The sequence below is a fragment of the Enterococcus sp. DIV1279b genome, assembly GCF_050531515.1.
Taxonomy (GTDB): Bacteria; Bacillota; Bacilli; order Lactobacillales; family Enterococcaceae; genus Enterococcus_D; species Enterococcus_D casseliflavus.
The window spans coordinates 547,294-561,612 of record NZ_CP172891.1; the positions used below are offsets into that span (position 1 = coordinate 547,294).

The window sequence follows — 14,319 nt, forward strand, 5'->3', positions numbered from 1 at the left end:
CATGGGTGTACCCGAATTAGAAGAATATAAATTTGGCTTCCACGATGACGTGCAGCCTGTTTTTAGTACCGGCGAAGGATTGACCGAAGACATCGTCCGTGAAATCTCACGGGTCAAGCAAGAGCCAGAATGGATGCTTGAGTTCCGCTTGAAGTCTCTTGAAGCCTTCAACAAGATGCCCATGCAAAACTGGGGCCCAGACCTGTCTGACATCGATTTTGATGCCATCAAATATTACCAAAAACCAAGTGATCGTCCTGCCCGTGATTGGGATGACGTACCAGAAAAAATCAAAGAGACCTTTGAGCGCATTGGTATTCCAGAAGCCGAGCGGGCATACCTGGCTGGCGCTTCTGCCCAATACGAATCAGAAGTCGTTTACCACAACATGAAAGAAGAGTTTGAAAAACTTGGCATCGTCTTTACCGATACCGATTCAGCCTTGAAGGAATACCCTGAGCTGTTCAAACAATACTTCTCAAAATTAGTCCCACCAACCGATAACAAGCTTGCTGCTTTAAACTCAGCCGTTTGGTCAGGTGGTACCTTTATCTATGTACCAAAAGGCGTTCGTGTCGATGTGCCATTACAAACCTATTTCCGGATCAATGCCGAAAATACCGGTCAGTTCGAACGAACATTGATCATCGTTGACGAAGGCGCCAGCGTTCATTACGTCGAAGGCTGTACCGCCCCAACCTATTCAAGCAATAGTTTGCACGCAGCCATCGTTGAAATTTTCACCCTAAAAGACGCTTACTGCCGCTACACCACCATTCAAAACTGGTCAGACAACGTCTACAACCTAGTAACCAAACGGGCCAAAGCCTTAGAAGGTGCTACCGTTGAATGGATCGATGGCAACTTAGGTGCCAAAACAACCATGAAATACCCAAGTGTGTATCTTGATGGCAAAGGCGCACGGGGCACGATGCTTTCCATTGCCTTTGCAGGTGCCAACCAAATCCAAGATACTGGTGCAAAAATGATCCATAACGCACCAAACACCTCCAGCTCCATCGTCTCAAAATCAATTTCTAAAGACGGCGGTGCAGTAAACTACCGTGGACAAGTCACCTTCGGCAAGAAGAGCGCAGGCTCTATCTCCCATATCGAGTGTGACACCATCATCATGGATGACCTATCGAAATCCGATACCATCCCATTCAATGAGATCCACAACAGCCAAGTGTCCCTAGAACACGAAGCCAAAGTCTCCAAAATCTCAGAAGAACAACTGTACTACCTAATGAGCCGCGGCCTCTCCGAAAGCGAAGCAACCGAAATGATCGTCATGGGATTCGTCGAACCATTCACCAAAGAATTACCGATGGAATACGCAGTCGAATTGAACCGGTTGATTAGTTATGAGATGGAAGGCAGTGTAGGTTAAAACCTAACTATAAGCTAAGAACGTTGATATTATAGCGTTCTTGGCTTTTTATTTGCCTTCAATCTCATAAATACTATCCGAAAAACTATCTATTTGTCAGAAACCTAAATAGTTTGCTAACTTCTGACTGGTGTTTTCTGCTTGTTGCGGTGTAACGTGGCTATAAATGTTCATGGTTGTTTTTACGTCTTTATGACCTAAGCGCTTCTGAACCTCATTAATCGTTGCGCCGGCTTCAAACATAAGCGAACAAGCAGTATGTCGGAAACCATGAGGACTTATTCTTTTTAGAGTTAAGCCTTCTTTTTCTGCTTTGTCATAAATCCAATCAAGCCAATCGTTTACTACTTGCGGATAATATAAATCATTACTCATATTACTAAACATGAGCTGCTTTGCCTTTGAAGTATTAAACCCAAGTTTGAAATAATCTTCTTTTTGAATACTGAACCATTTTTGTAAAATTCGTATCGTTTCATCATCTAAGCTGATGGTGCGGTATGAATTTTTTGTTTTTGGTGTCTGTAAAACAACTTGATCGTATTCATCAATGGCTATCGTTTTACCTATTGTTAGTGTTTTGTTGAATATGTTCAAGTCTTTAATATAAAGCCCCAACGCTTCTGATTTACGCATGCCAGTGATAGCAAGCAAACGGAAGAACGCATAGTATTTATAGTTATCAAGTGTTTTAACGAATTTCATAAACTCGTGTAATTCATCTTTACTATAAAAATTAGGTTTCTTTTCCTCTTCTTTTTTTCGTGGAAGAATCGTCTTTTTCATGGGGTTACTTTCCATTAATTCCATAGATACGCCATAATTCATGACCTGAGTAGTAGCACGTCTTATATAGTGGTACTGCTTGTATTTATCGTGCCATTCATTCACACATTTTTGACAAAAAGAAACGGTTATTTGGTCTAGTTTTAACTTGCCGAATTTTGGCAATACATGACCTTCAATAAACCGTCTATTGGTGGCTACTGTAGAAGATTTAACACTTTTGCGGTGTTGTTCCAACCAATCGTCATACAGCTCTTGGAATGTGATTGTACGCTTCTTTTTAGAACCTTTTAGAATGCTTGCTTTCAATTTATCAAACTCAAGACTTGCTTCTGCTTTGGTGTCAAAACCCTTACGAGTGGTGACAATCTTTTTTTCTGTAATAGGATCAGTAGCAACATATCCACTGAATAACCATTTTCTTTTATTGTTTTTATCTTTATATTGTTCAAATTTTGCCAATATTATTCCCTCCTGGTACTGCTGGGGGCAAGTGGTGGAGGTTAGTTAGTCGGCTAATCTATTTATAGTGTTTAGAAACAAAGCTTTATCTTCTTCGTCTAATGTCTTTCCATTAATCACGATTGTTTCGCCGTCAAAAAGTTCTTCTCGGGTATCAATATGAATAGTTTTTTCGGTGACTTTGTTGTAATAATATTCTTGGCGTAAAGAAGATAAGTAAAAGTATTTATCGTCACTTGATAGTTTGGAAATATCACTTTTAATCGAGAATAATTCGCACAAACGATAATGTATCAAAAGCTGCTCTAGTACGTCGCCCGAAAGTCTGTAAGATAACGATTTAATTTCCCTGTCTGTGTAATTATTAACTAAATTGTAGATCTCAAAATCTTCGAGAACTTTCCCATTTTTGAAAACTTCTGGAATTGTGTCGCTTGATATGCTGTTCACAGAGATAATATATTTTAATAGTTTTGATGGGCTTTTAAATCTGCTAAAATCAATTACTTCTTTCTTTCCGCCATAAAGGTAATCAATCTTTTCTCCTGTTAGAAGGTAATAAGTAGAAACGTTGCCTATTTCAGCTATTTTTTTTAGTCTGTCATTGTTTGGAACGCTTATTCCTCTTTCCCATCTAGAAATTATACTTTGAGCGACAGGTTCATCTGGAGAAAGCATTTCACCAAACTCAACCATAGTCTTATTTAGAGTTATCCTGATGTTTCTAATTCTAGTACCTATTTTTTCTTTTTCTTCTGGATTAAACACTCTTTTTTTCAGTTTTTCCCCCTCCTTTGTTTGCAGTATATCATATCCAGCGAAAAAAATATACGTGAATATACTTGATTTTTTTTGGGTAATAGTTTAATATACAAACATAGACGTGAATATACGTTTAATTTTTTATTTTAGTAATACGCAAATATACGTATGAAAGGAGGCCGAAAGATGAAGTTAGAAGTAGATTTGACTCCCGTATTCGAAGAGCGTTTTGAAGAAGTTGCTAATCGCGTAGAGAAGGAAATAAAGCAGCGTGAAGCGGAGAAACGGATTTTCCCAGAATGGATGGACTTAGAAACGACTTGTGATTATTTACAAGTATCACGATCCAATCTATCTAAATTCATTAAAGAGCTAGATTTTCCAGTATCCGTTATCAATCAAACAAAACGTTGTAATCGGAAAAAGGTTGATGAGTGGATGGCGCAATTTGAAATTTAATTAATCGCTGGGGGCAAATTGGAAAGTAAGTTAGTCAAATGGTAGTCTCAATAGGATTTTTAGAGGAGGATAGAAATGCTGAAATTAGTTTGGATACCTAAGAAGTACAAGAATTTTTCTGTACGTGAAATTGTAGAAGAAGCAGAAAGTATTTTGAAAGAGTGTAAAGAAGCCGAAAAAGAGAATGCACAACTTTACGCTGATCTAATTGTTCTTCAAAATCAAATAGCTAATTTAACCGAAGAACAAGCAAGAAAAAATTTAGCGGTCATGATCCCATGGGTAGAAAGTCAGTTTCCAAGTTTAAAAGAAGTGGAGTAAAAAAACTATGGATGGAGAAAAGAAAAAAGCCTTTGCTGTAAAGATTCTTGACGGAATCAGCAAAAGGCTACACGATAGGATATTTCCTATTATTTCTTTTCTCTAGTATATCACAATTAGAGAATGGAGCGCACTTAATATGGAAAATATTTTAGGAATTGAAAATTTAGTTACTGATGCATTTAATGTTGACTATGCTTTGAAGGGGTTTAAAGCTTTTTTTGACAATCAATTGTCGATGCGAGAATCTATTACCCCAGAAGATTTAAACATGGCAAATGCATTGCTAGTATCTATTTTAGAGCTATCAGGAAGACATGCGGCTGATGCTGAGGGTTACGCGATCAACTTGGAACAAGGAGGATCTAACAATGAATGAAAAGAAGTTACTGGCCAGTTCTAAGAACCTTGCAGCAAGAGTAAATGATTTAAAAATCATCGAGCGTCTTATCGAGAATATCGAATATTCACGAGTAACTGAAGATACATTTTCTTTAAATAAACAATTGGGAACTGGAGTGCTAGATGAAATAGGTGAAGCTTTAGAAAATATCCGAGGGCAAATACAAGCTGTCTCCGATGAAATTTATCCAGTATAGGAGGGGTATAAATGATGGAAATAACTAATAAATATATTGGGAACATGAATGTAGTTAGATACACGCCTGGAGTGTTTGACTTAGAAATGGGATTCGTTCTTCCTCATATAAAGAAAGTTTTCGTCCAAATTGGTGGAAAGCTTGATGACGATTCTGCACTTCACAAATGGCTTGCTGAAGTAGAACCAAAAAATCAGTAAGCGGAGGTGCTTCGAATGATTTATATAGGCAAAGTGCGGCCATCCATTATGGAACCGCCAATAGATAAAAGTATTATTCAATTTTTTTCAGAATATACACCGATTAAAGTCAATGTTTCTGATAATCCTGAAGAACAGAAGAAATTAAAAACGATTGTAATTGATGGGTTCATAGCTGGTGAAATGAAGGCCTTGATACGAAAAAATGAAAATTTAATCAATCGTGATTGCCTAATTTTAGATTTAGATGATGTGACCGTATCTGAAATTGATTTGATAGCTGTCATCAAACAAAAACTAGCCAAATTTGCTTATGTTCTTTATCCAAGTGTTAGTCATGGGTTAAAAGGCGTACGCTATCGGTTAGTAATTCCACTGGATAAACCAGTGAATGAACAAGAATACAAGCTACTGATTTACTTCTTTTCAAATAAAATACTGGATGGAATTATTCACACTGCGGATCAATCAAACCTCACTTGGTCGCAAATACAGTTACTACCAGTGTTGACACAATATACTAAGCAAGAACAAATTATTGTCCATGATGGAGAAAAATTATTTCCCATATCTGATGGCTTAGATGCCGCAAAACGTTGGCTGAAAGACTACAAACAAGACACAGAAGGCGTAACTTCAAGAAAATTGTACAAAAACACAAGCCAATTCAAAAAAGGCGGGTCACGTTATCGAAACACCACGACCGAATTATTCGAAAGCATTGTATTCGGATGTGAAGAAGGAAACCGCAACAATAGAATTGCTCAAATCACAGGAGGTTTACTAGCAAGAGCGGTAGATGTAAAGGCAGTATTCGAATTAGTTAAAATCGCCAATCGATACTTTTCAGAACCACTATCCGAAAAAGAAGTGGAGGAAACATTCTATTCGATAGCAAAGAAGGAGTTGGGCGCCAATTGAGTGAAATTATTGAGTTACAAGAATTACAAAAAAAGAAGATTGGTGAAGAAAAGAAACTGCCTTCTTGGATTTACACAGATGAAAAAGGAAACACTAAAGTAAATGCTTCTAAGTTAGGTTATGAAATTATGAACGAGATTCCAATGATCCGAACAAATGGTTTGCTCTACGGTGCGAGGTTTGATAAAAAAACAGGATCATGGCGAATTGATAGTTTAAGCGACTTTTTAGACGGTTATATCACTGACAAATTGGAATCTTTCAATAAGTGGAGCCAGCAAAAACTAGGCGAAACAAAAAAGTTCATCATGATTAAGATTTTTGACCCGACTATGAAAGAAAATCCTTTTAACAATAGCAAGCCGTATCTGGCCAATTTTAAAAATGGAACTTACAACATTAAAACTGGTGAACTGAAACCGCACGATACTAAAGACTATATTCTTCAAAGTCATGATTATGTTGTAGATCCGAAATCAAATTTGAAGCCAGAGAAGGCAATCGAATGGCTGCGAGATTTGACCGGTGATGAAAAAAGCGCACAGCATTTAATGGAAATCATAGGATACTGTTTCTATCGAAGTTATGCACCTTTTCAAACCATAACGATTTTGCAAGGGAGTGGCGAGAATGGTAAATCCACTTTCTTAGATTTTCTAACAAAAGTCATCGGTAAGGACAATACCAGCAATATGACGCTTCAAGAATTAGGGAACAAACAGAATCGTTTTGCTGGTGCCAACCTATTTCAGAAAGAAGCCAATCTGTTTGCGGATGTTGATTCCGAGTTTCTCAAGTCAACAGGGCTACTCAAAGCCCTCACTGGTGGGGATCGTTTATCTGCTGAGTTTAAAGGAAAAGATCACTTTATGTTTGTGAATTTTGCGAAGTTGATATTTTCAGCCAATGAGTTGCCAGCGTTCAATGACTTCACACACGGCTTTGAGAGGAGATTATATGTGGTTCCTTTTGATTGCGTGATAGACGAAAACTTTAAAACTAAGCACGACTTAAATGCCATTGAGAAAGAGATTCCACTATTCGCCACCTATTGCATAAGGATGTTTAAAGAAGCGCTAGACCGCAAAGAACTGACTGTATCAGACAAGATGAATCAAGCGAAAGATAAATGGTTGAAAGAATCGAATCATATTATGAGGTTCATTGAAGAAAAATGCAGAATTGATATGGAATCCAGTGAAGGTGATTCTTCTAAAACAATTTACGAAGAATATCAAAAATTCTGTTACCAAGAAAGTTTACGTGAATTGTCACAACCTAAGTTTAGCAAACAACTCGAGAAAATGGGGATTGTAAAAGTTAAGCAAAGTGTTAGAGGTACACGATTATGGAGATACAGACATTTACATTTAAGAAATGAGTATACCCCGACGGAAAGCTTAGAAGCGTTGGCCAGTTTGGACATATAACTATAAACGTTGCTATATCAGCATTTTTAAACACAACAAATAAAGTTTGAACGAAAAACACTTGGACACCATGTTGGACAGGTTGAAGGGGTGTCCAAGTAGGTGTCCAGCGTAAAAACGAGAAAAAATTAATAATGTTACATTTAAACGCTGATATAAAAGCATTTCAGAACAGGTGTCCAATGTGTCCGTAGAAACATAATTTCTATTGAGGGTACACTGTTGTTGCAATCGAGAGTGCAACTGAAGAAGGAAGGAGTAAAAACACTGAAAACCAATAAAAACGAAAGAAAATACCCAATTTTAATCGCTTATGATACAGGATCACAATATGCAGTTTGGTGTCCGTATTGTTCGAAATGGCATTTTCACGGAAAGAAAGATGGAATGAGAGTGGCGCATTGCATTAACCCACACTCACCGTTTAAAAAAACTGGTTATATTATCAAGCTGGCCACAAGAAATGATTTGGATTTCAAGAGTCATAATCTCTATCCAAATGACTATCCAATGTTTGAGGAAAATTAAAAAAATGAACGGAGGCATGTAATGGAAGAACTTACGATTATTGAACAATCGGTACTTGAATTAATTCCGAGAGGGTTTGAAAGGAAAATTAAAGTACCGGATATATGCTCTATTATTGATCTGGACGAACGAGACGTAAAAGCAGTTATTCAAATGCTGCGAGCAAAAGGAGTGCCTATTGTTTCTGTCAGAGGATACGAAGGCGGCATGTTCATTGCTACTAATGAAGACGAACGGACTATTGGTCTTCAAGCGTTTAGAAACCAATTTAAGAGTATGGAACAAACAATCACGAATATTGAGCAAGCAGATCTAAATAACTGGCAAGAATCATTAAAAATTGCAGAATAAGGAGAATGAACAATGAGTATGGATAAAGTATATATTGATAAACAAACAAAAACAGTGGACGTTGAGTTACCTAAATATGGCGAAATTATCCTGATCGTAAAAGATGGTCAAGTAGTCAGATATGAAATGAAAACAACAAATAAATTAGATTGAAAAAAGTGTGTTAAAAGCTGATATATCAACGTTTCATAAAGATTTTATCGCTCAAATATGGTATAATAAAGACAACTTAATAATAATATCTGATTAGGAAGAACCAACGGATATGAGACGAAAAAAACCAGTAAAATGGCAGACGTCTTGTGTCCGTTTTTTATTATTAGTTGTCCTTTGAAAACTGTATACTGCGGTTGCTGAAAAAGCCGTCCTAGATGATGACAATCCCAAGCTAGACCAACGATCAAAGCCGCAACATAATAGAATACTGTTTTTTAGGAGGGAAGCATGGATAGTGAATACAATTTAAACCGCTATTTGAACATAGAGGCTTATATCAGAAAGCTGGAAGAAGAAAAACGATTAATCAGGCAAGAGCTTTATTGCCAAAGCCTATGCACAGGAATTGCCTATGATGAAATTGCTATCCATGCAAAAGCTCCCAAGATTGATTATTTAGTAGCAGATAACGTTGAAGCGTGTATGCTCATTGACAAGCGGATAGAACGGTGGGAGTTTAGGCATAAGCATTTTATGCACTTCTTAGATGAATTGCCTGTAACTGAACGTGAGAGCCTTTTAAAAGGGGTTGAAAGCCCATCTTTGAAACAGAAAGCACTCGATGAAATATACGAGATAGAAACAGCTATGGCGTTCAGATATGAATGGGAAGTGCCGCAAGAAAAGGTTGAATTAACGGACGATTTATTTTCGAATATTGCACTAATGGCGGAGGTGTTTGGATAGTGGTTTATGATTATGACATTCGCCCAAAATGGATACTCACTCAATGGAAGGCCTTTGTGGTAAATAGAAATCATTTAAAAGAGGGGAATACAGCAGGATATGCTCGTTTGCTATTTACTGCTTTAAAAGAGCTGCCAAAAGAAGATGTTTTAATTCTTTCTGAGAAGTATTACGAAACTGAACAAGGTGCCAACTTTAGTTATATGCATAACGGTTATCGAACTTATATACCTATAACAGATAAGGTATTGGCTGACCGAAGAGGAATATCTGTTCTTGAATATCGAAAAATCAGGAGCAAGTCAGAGGCGAAATTACAGGCTATTATCAACCGATTGAGAAAGGAGTTTATCGAAATTGATGCTGACGAACTAGAGGAATACATTCTAGGCGTTGGGACTATTTATTTGAAAGATTATCAAATTATCGAGGGAAAGCGTGCGGATCCAGATTCTTATATCTTTACGCAAGATAGGTCCAAAGCGAAAAGATTCAAACAGGACTCTACACAGGGTCGCCAGCTAAAGATGTACCTTCGATTAAAGAAAATGGAACCTCGAGACGAGTATATGAAGTTTATTGATATATGGTTTGACTAATTAAGCAGAAAGGAAAGTGTAAATGACTATTGTAGAGATTATGAAGACACGCAAAATCAAACAGAAACATTTGTGCGAAGTCACAGGGCTAAGTCCTGAGCAAGTGGAGAATGCTCTAAATGAGGATCGGGATGGATTGTTAGCTGATAAGAAGAAGTTGGTTTTGCTTAAAGGCATTTGTACCGCTGAGTTTAAACGCAAAGCAATGCTCACCTTGGTAGCAAAGAACACGAATGGGTTAGATCCTGATACTCGTAAGAAAGTAGAGGAGTTGGCAAATGAAAACAGAAGATGATTTCTTTAGCTATAGAGAATGGAAGGAATACCTTGAAGAACAACAAATGAAGCAAGAGCTGGAAGAAAATCCAGATGCTATTAAAAAGCTATCGCTGGTTGAATTAAATAAGCTGATCGAGGAAGACAGTACAAATGAAATTGCCATCGAGCGCCGCAGAGAGTTGTTGGCTCAATATAAGAAAGAACGAGTAACACAGATCAAAGAACCTAAGAAAACAGTAGTAAGTAAACTAAAAGAAAAAATCAAGGGAGCGAATCAAGCATGACAGTAGAGTACACAGTAACCACACCAGAGGTAAAAGAATTAAAAGAGATCGATATCAATATCAATGAGTTGGAGAAAGAGTTAGATAGTCTGGTTGAAAAGAGAGACAAGAAAGCTTCAGCAAAAGGTAAGTATAGTCTAGAAACATTCAAGGCTAACAAAGAAGCGAATCAGGATATTGAAGATCTTGAGAAGGTGATTGCCGAGGCGTACCAAGAGCGTGCAGAGATTACCAATAGTATCTATCTGAATTATATCAATCAGTTGAAAAATGAAACAAACCGAAAAGAAGCAGCGCTATTGTCTGAAGCAAAAGAACTATTTGACAACAAAGGATTCGCTGAAGTAACTGCTCTATTGGGAACAGAAACTACTAGACTGTTTCAATTAAATGATCAGTTAATCAAATCGCATAACAGCTCAATGAAACAACTTATAGATGTGTTGGGCATTAAGAACAAAAACATATTGGATAATGTCCAACGAGAATACTACAAAGGAGGATGGGGCTACGCCTCAGTGTTGGGTTCTTATTTCCATGATGTTAAACGATCAGTGAGTGATTACTTAGATGAAATCATTAGACTGAATGGCATGCTAAATAATAAATTTGAAATTAAAAAATAAATTAAATGATTAACGGTGTGGGATTGATTTATCCCCCCGTTATTTTTATAAAAAATAAATCGGTTAGGAATCGGGGATGGAACTCCGAAAAACACACAGGACCACACACGGGAGGGGGGCAAACATTGAAAAAGAAAGCAAAAGAAGCAAGAATAGCGGCTGAGAAAGAAAGACTAACAACATTGATGGACGGAGTACCTAGTAGTAGCGCTGAAGTAGTCAAAGGTTTGATTGAGCGAGTTTCATTTATGAATGTTACTTTGTCAGAACTTGAAGAAGATATCAATAAAAATGGGTCTATTGAACTTTTCAAGAATGGCAGCCAAGAATTTTACAAAGAATCGGCTTCAGTCAAGACATATAACACGATGATCAATAGATATACTGCCGCAGTTAAAGAATTGCTTAGATTGGTAGTCGAGAATGATAAAACAAAAATAGGAAGTCCAGAAGTAGATGAATTTATGAACTTTCTAACAACCAGAGAATGAGCGAGGGATAAAAATGAATAGATTAGAATTTTTGCGGGATAAGGCGGATAACATTTGGTATCAACACACGGTAAAAACTGACTTAGGAAAATCTTTTGAAACGATTTCTAATTTTAAAGAATTGCTTCGGAAGTTAAAAGCGATCGAGCGAGATTTAAGGCTGATCCAGAAGAAGAACAGTTCTAATCGAGAGTATATTAAAAGCTATTTTTCTTTGCTTTCTAAAAGAATGGAAATTTGTGAGTTCCTAATAAATGAATTTCAAGATAGAGATGAAGTAGATGGTGTGAAATACGATAAATTAATACAAGAAATGAAGAATAGGCAAGACGAATTTCTTGCAATCAGAAGACAGAAAATGCAAAGGAGATGAGAGTAAAATATGGCAGGAAGTGTAAGAGAAACCGATGTTGTCTTGAATTTTAAGACAAATGGAGAAGTCAATTATTCTAAAACAATCAAGGGGATCAATCGTGAAATGAACTTAGCAGCAACTGAATTCAACAATCAGATGTCTGCTATGGATAAAAATGCGACTGCAACTGAGAAGTTGACAGTTACCAAAAAGAAATTAGAAACCCAGTTGACGCTTGCTGAAAAGCGTACTCAACTTTTGCGTGAACAATATGAAAAATCGGTTGAAGAAACCGGCAAGTATTCAGCAGAATCTGAAAAACTTTATAAGAAGATGCTTGAATCTGAAACGGGTCAAAACAAATTAAAAGCCGCCTTGGATGAAACAAATGAAGCACTAAAAGAACAAGGTGATGTATCTATTGATACAGCCAAAAAGTTACAAAAAATTGAAGAAGCTGGCGAAAAGGTTTCAAATGTCGGCAAGAAGATGTCCATTGGCGTTACAGCACCGATTATGGCTGCTGGGGCTGCTGGTTTAGCTGCATTCTCAGAAGTTGATGAAGCTATGGACACTATTATACAAAAGACAGGCGCAACAGGCGATGTTGCTGATCGTTTATCTACCTCATTTGAAAATGTTGGCTCAAACACTCACTTAGAACTACAAACAGTCGGAGAAGCGATTGGTGAAGTCAATACTCAATTCGGGTTCATGGATAAGAAGCTGGAAGATTCGACAGATTACCTATTGAAATACGCCGATATCAATAATACTGATGTTTCTCAAGCAGCAATTTATGCTAGACAATCGATCGAAGCTTATGAACTATCCTACGATGATTTAAACGATGTATTAGATGTTACTACCAAAACTTCTCAGGACACAGGACAATCAGTTGATGACCTTATGAAGAAGGCGATTGATGGTGCACCTCAAATCAAACAATTAGGATTGAGTTTCGATGAAGGGGTGACCTTAATTGGTAAATTTGAGCAAGCTGGGGTTGACTCAAGCACAATGTTAAGCAAGATGTCTAAAGCTTCAGTTGTTTACGCCAAAGACAATCTATCGTTACAAGACGGATTAAAGGGAACAATCGATTCAATACTGAATGCAAAAGACGAAACAGAAGCTTTGAGAATTGCTAATGAAGTATTTGGGAAAGGTTCAGATAAAATGGTTGATGCAATCAAACGAGGAACGTTCACCTTGGATGATTTAGCAAAAGTAGCAAAAGAAAGTGGCGGTGCAGTGGCTGATACATTTGCAGAAACGGAAGATCCTATTGACGCTGCTAATCGTGCGATGAATAATGCGAAGTTTGCTTTAGCAGATGTCGGCGAATCCGTCCAAATAAGCTTATTGCCTTTCTTTGAAATGGCGATTGATGCTTTGAAGAGTTTTAAAGGATGGTGGGATTCTCTCGATCAAGGTACTAAGAACTGGATTATTACACTCGCTGGTATAGCTGCAGTAATCGGACCAGCTTTGGTTGTCATAGGAACGCTTATGAGTTCCGTTACTAAGATCACCGCTGGGGTAAAAGATCTGGCCACTGTGTGGAGTGGGCTAGGCAAATTATTCGGATTATCTGGTGGATGGTTTGCCGTAGCTGTAATAGCAATAGCCGCATTAGTCGCTGGACTAGTTTGGGCTTATAACAATGTTGAATGGTTTAGGAACGGTGTGAATGCATTCTTCCAAGGTGTTTCTGATATAGCGGTAGAAGTATTTAATTTCATGGGCGGATACATTAGCAATATTTTTGGAGGAATCATTCAAAATTTCCAAAACTTTTTCGATGCCGGCAAGAGAATTTTCACCGGATTTATAGATTTTATAACTGGAATTTTCACTGGAGATTGGGAACGCGCTTGGAACGGCGTTGTAAACATTTTCGGTGGTATCTTTGATGGAATTGCAGCCATGGCAAAAGCACCGTTTAATGGAATGATTGGATTAATTAATGCTTTTCTGGGTGGTCTTAATAACATTAAAATTCCGAAATGGGTTCCTGGCGTAGGCGGCAAAAGCTTTAGCATTTCCACTTTGCCTTATTTGGCAGATGGCGGTCATGTACTGAATGGCCAAGCGATCGTTGGTGAAGCTGGACCAGAATTGCTTACGAACAAAAACGGTAAGACTACTGTTACTCCGTTATCAGACGAAGAAAAACGCAAAGGCATTGGTGGCAAAGTACAGCCTTCTAAAGTGGAACAACATATCCACATTGGGAATGTCGATGCAAATAACCCAAGCGAATTGAATAAAATGAACCGTAAATTTTACCGTGCAAGCAAACAAGCACTTGGCGGCGTGGGAGGATAAATACAAGGCACCTGGCTTATCGGCTGGGTGTCTTTTTTTGTTATGCTCGGAATATCGTATACTAGGAGGGTGATTGGCAAGACGAAGATTATGATTAAGTTTGAAAATATCAATGTTCAATAAGCGTGTTACTTTGCCTATTCAGTAAATTATTATATGATGATTATTATGATGACGGAACATAGTTCCACCTGCACGGCGTATGAGAATATGCTGTGCTATTTTTTCTGTAAAAAAAT

General features: G+C 37.5%; 21 protein-coding genes. 19 read left to right on the forward strand and 2 right to left on the reverse strand.

What is annotated here, in order from left to right; genetic code table 11:
• Position 1: 1 nt before the first annotated feature.
• Positions 2–1,393, forward strand: coding sequence for a Fe-S cluster assembly protein SufB (sufB, locus tag IGI71_RS02550; RefSeq protein ID WP_005232103.1), 1,392 nt, complete (start codon positions 2–4; stop codon positions 1,391–1,393).
• 96 nt (positions 1,394–1,489) lie between these two features.
• Here the strand turns inward: sufB and IGI71_RS02555 are convergent, their stop codons facing one another.
• On the reverse strand, positions 1,490–2,641 hold the full coding sequence (locus IGI71_RS02555) for a tyrosine-type recombinase/integrase (protein WP_430616161.1): 1,152 nt from the start codon (positions 2,639–2,641) through the stop codon (positions 1,490–1,492).
• A gap of 45 nt (positions 2,642–2,686) precedes the next feature.
• Positions 2,687–3,409 (reverse strand): helix-turn-helix domain-containing protein, encoded by a 723-nt coding sequence (locus IGI71_RS02560; RefSeq protein WP_148366200.1) that lies wholly within the window; start codon positions 3,407–3,409, stop codon positions 2,687–2,689.
• A gap of 180 nt (positions 3,410–3,589) precedes the next feature.
• On the opposite strand from IGI71_RS02560, the gene IGI71_RS02565 reads away from it, so the two are divergent.
• The 18 genes from IGI71_RS02565 to IGI71_RS02650 all read left to right on the forward strand — a co-directional run bounded on the left by IGI71_RS02565 (position 3,590) and on the right by IGI71_RS02650 (position 14,080).
• Entirely contained in the window at positions 3,590–3,862 is a 273-nt protein-coding gene (locus tag IGI71_RS02565; RefSeq protein WP_148366202.1) for a helix-turn-helix domain-containing protein, read from the forward strand.
• A 75-nt stretch (positions 3,863–3,937) separates the two neighbouring features.
• Positions 3,938–4,183, forward strand: coding sequence for a hypothetical protein (locus tag IGI71_RS02570; protein WP_430616162.1), 246 nt, complete (start codon positions 3,938–3,940; stop codon positions 4,181–4,183).
• A 139-nt stretch (positions 4,184–4,322) separates the two neighbouring features.
• Entirely contained in the window at positions 4,323–4,562 is a 240-nt protein-coding gene (locus IGI71_RS02575) for a hypothetical protein (RefSeq protein ID WP_142434712.1), read from the forward strand.
• Positions 4,555–4,782, forward strand: a complete 228-nt coding sequence (locus IGI71_RS02580; RefSeq protein ID WP_270287048.1) for a hypothetical protein — start codon at positions 4,555–4,557, stop codon at positions 4,780–4,782. Before IGI71_RS02575 ends, IGI71_RS02580 begins: the two co-directional genes overlap by 8 nt.
• A gap of 11 nt (positions 4,783–4,793) precedes the next feature.
• The gene (locus IGI71_RS02585; RefSeq protein ID WP_430616163.1) at positions 4,794–4,982 is read left to right on the forward strand and encodes a hypothetical protein; all 189 of its coding nucleotides are present in this window, start codon (positions 4,794–4,796) and stop codon (positions 4,980–4,982) included.
• 15 nt (positions 4,983–4,997) lie between these two features.
• Complete coding sequence (locus IGI71_RS02590) at positions 4,998–5,903, forward strand: primase alpha helix C-terminal domain-containing protein (protein WP_430616164.1); 906 nt, start codon at positions 4,998–5,000, stop codon at positions 5,901–5,903.
• Positions 5,900–7,333, forward strand: coding sequence for a DNA primase family protein (locus IGI71_RS02595; RefSeq protein ID WP_430616165.1), 1,434 nt, complete (start codon positions 5,900–5,902; stop codon positions 7,331–7,333). Before IGI71_RS02590 ends, IGI71_RS02595 begins: the two co-directional genes overlap by 4 nt.
• Positions 7,334–7,555: 222 nt before the next feature.
• The gene (locus tag IGI71_RS02600; RefSeq protein WP_375836619.1) at positions 7,556–7,861 is read left to right on the forward strand and encodes a hypothetical protein; all 306 of its coding nucleotides are present in this window, start codon (positions 7,556–7,558) and stop codon (positions 7,859–7,861) included.
• A 21-nt stretch (positions 7,862–7,882) separates the two neighbouring features.
• Positions 7,883–8,212, forward strand: coding sequence for a hypothetical protein (locus IGI71_RS02605; RefSeq protein WP_375352389.1), 330 nt, complete (start codon positions 7,883–7,885; stop codon positions 8,210–8,212).
• A 12-nt stretch (positions 8,213–8,224) separates the two neighbouring features.
• Positions 8,225–8,365 carry a hypothetical protein gene (locus tag IGI71_RS02610; RefSeq protein WP_430616166.1) on the forward strand — a complete coding sequence of 47 codons (141 nt, stop codon included), beginning with the start codon at positions 8,225–8,227 and terminating at the stop codon, positions 8,363–8,365.
• Positions 8,366–8,656: 291 nt separating this feature from the next.
• Positions 8,657–9,115: a hypothetical protein gene (locus tag IGI71_RS02615; protein ID WP_142973098.1), complete on the forward strand. Its 459-nt coding sequence runs from the start codon at positions 8,657–8,659 to the stop codon at positions 9,113–9,115.
• Positions 9,115–9,714, forward strand: a complete 600-nt coding sequence (locus IGI71_RS02620) for a hypothetical protein (RefSeq protein ID WP_430616167.1) — start codon at positions 9,115–9,117, stop codon at positions 9,712–9,714. Before IGI71_RS02615 ends, IGI71_RS02620 begins: the two co-directional genes overlap by 1 nt.
• A 22-nt stretch (positions 9,715–9,736) precedes the next feature.
• Positions 9,737–10,009: a hypothetical protein gene (locus tag IGI71_RS02625; protein WP_123866721.1), complete on the forward strand. Its 273-nt coding sequence runs from the start codon at positions 9,737–9,739 to the stop codon at positions 10,007–10,009.
• On the forward strand, positions 9,993–10,277 hold the full coding sequence (locus IGI71_RS02630) for a hypothetical protein (protein ID WP_231473448.1): 285 nt from the start codon (positions 9,993–9,995) through the stop codon (positions 10,275–10,277). Before IGI71_RS02625 ends, IGI71_RS02630 begins: the two co-directional genes overlap by 17 nt.
• The gene (locus tag IGI71_RS02635) at positions 10,274–10,903 is read left to right on the forward strand and encodes a hypothetical protein (RefSeq protein WP_430616168.1); all 630 of its coding nucleotides are present in this window, start codon (positions 10,274–10,276) and stop codon (positions 10,901–10,903) included. The genes IGI71_RS02630 and IGI71_RS02635 overlap by 4 nt, the downstream gene beginning before the upstream one ends.
• A 125-nt stretch (positions 10,904–11,028) precedes the next feature.
• Complete coding sequence (locus tag IGI71_RS02640; protein ID WP_010749671.1) at positions 11,029–11,394, forward strand: hypothetical protein; 366 nt, start codon at positions 11,029–11,031, stop codon at positions 11,392–11,394.
• A gap of 13 nt (positions 11,395–11,407) precedes the next feature.
• Positions 11,408–11,767 carry a hypothetical protein gene (locus IGI71_RS02645; protein WP_003128332.1) on the forward strand — a complete coding sequence of 120 codons (360 nt, stop codon included), beginning with the start codon at positions 11,408–11,410 and terminating at the stop codon, positions 11,765–11,767.
• 9 nt (positions 11,768–11,776) lie between these two features.
• Entirely contained in the window at positions 11,777–14,080 is a 2,304-nt protein-coding gene (locus IGI71_RS02650; protein ID WP_231472770.1) for a phage tail tape measure protein, read from the forward strand.
• Positions 14,081–14,319 lie beyond the last annotated feature (239 nt).

What these genes read in the sequence shown, in the direction of transcription:
- sufB (WP_005232103.1), top strand. Translation starts at nt 2, where the DNA reads ATGGGTGTACCCGAATTAGAAGAATATAAATTTGGCTTCCACGATGAC.
- IGI71_RS02565 (WP_148366202.1), top strand. Translation starts at nt 3,590, where the DNA reads ATGAAGTTAGAAGTAGATTTGACTCCCGTATTCGAAGAGCGTTTTGAA.
- IGI71_RS02570 (WP_430616162.1), top strand. Translation starts at nt 3,938, where the DNA reads ATGCTGAAATTAGTTTGGATACCTAAGAAGTACAAGAATTTTTCTGTA.
- IGI71_RS02575 (WP_142434712.1), top strand. Translation starts at nt 4,323, where the DNA reads ATGGAAAATATTTTAGGAATTGAAAATTTAGTTACTGATGCATTTAAT.
- IGI71_RS02580 (WP_270287048.1), top strand. Translation starts at nt 4,555, where the DNA reads ATGAATGAAAAGAAGTTACTGGCCAGTTCTAAGAACCTTGCAGCAAGA.
- IGI71_RS02585 (WP_430616163.1), top strand. Translation starts at nt 4,794, where the DNA reads ATGATGGAAATAACTAATAAATATATTGGGAACATGAATGTAGTTAGA.
- IGI71_RS02590 (WP_430616164.1), top strand. Translation starts at nt 4,998, where the DNA reads ATGATTTATATAGGCAAAGTGCGGCCATCCATTATGGAACCGCCAATA.
- IGI71_RS02605 (WP_375352389.1), top strand. Translation starts at nt 7,883, where the DNA reads ATGGAAGAACTTACGATTATTGAACAATCGGTACTTGAATTAATTCCG.
- IGI71_RS02610 (WP_430616166.1), top strand. Translation starts at nt 8,225, where the DNA reads ATGAGTATGGATAAAGTATATATTGATAAACAAACAAAAACAGTGGAC.
- IGI71_RS02615 (WP_142973098.1), top strand. Translation starts at nt 8,657, where the DNA reads ATGGATAGTGAATACAATTTAAACCGCTATTTGAACATAGAGGCTTAT.
- IGI71_RS02625 (WP_123866721.1), top strand. Translation starts at nt 9,737, where the DNA reads ATGACTATTGTAGAGATTATGAAGACACGCAAAATCAAACAGAAACAT.
- IGI71_RS02630 (WP_231473448.1), top strand. Translation starts at nt 9,993, where the DNA reads ATGAAAACAGAAGATGATTTCTTTAGCTATAGAGAATGGAAGGAATAC.
- IGI71_RS02635 (WP_430616168.1), top strand. Translation starts at nt 10,274, where the DNA reads ATGACAGTAGAGTACACAGTAACCACACCAGAGGTAAAAGAATTAAAA.
- IGI71_RS02645 (WP_003128332.1), top strand. Translation starts at nt 11,408, where the DNA reads ATGAATAGATTAGAATTTTTGCGGGATAAGGCGGATAACATTTGGTAT.
- IGI71_RS02650 (WP_231472770.1), top strand. Translation starts at nt 11,777, where the DNA reads ATGGCAGGAAGTGTAAGAGAAACCGATGTTGTCTTGAATTTTAAGACA.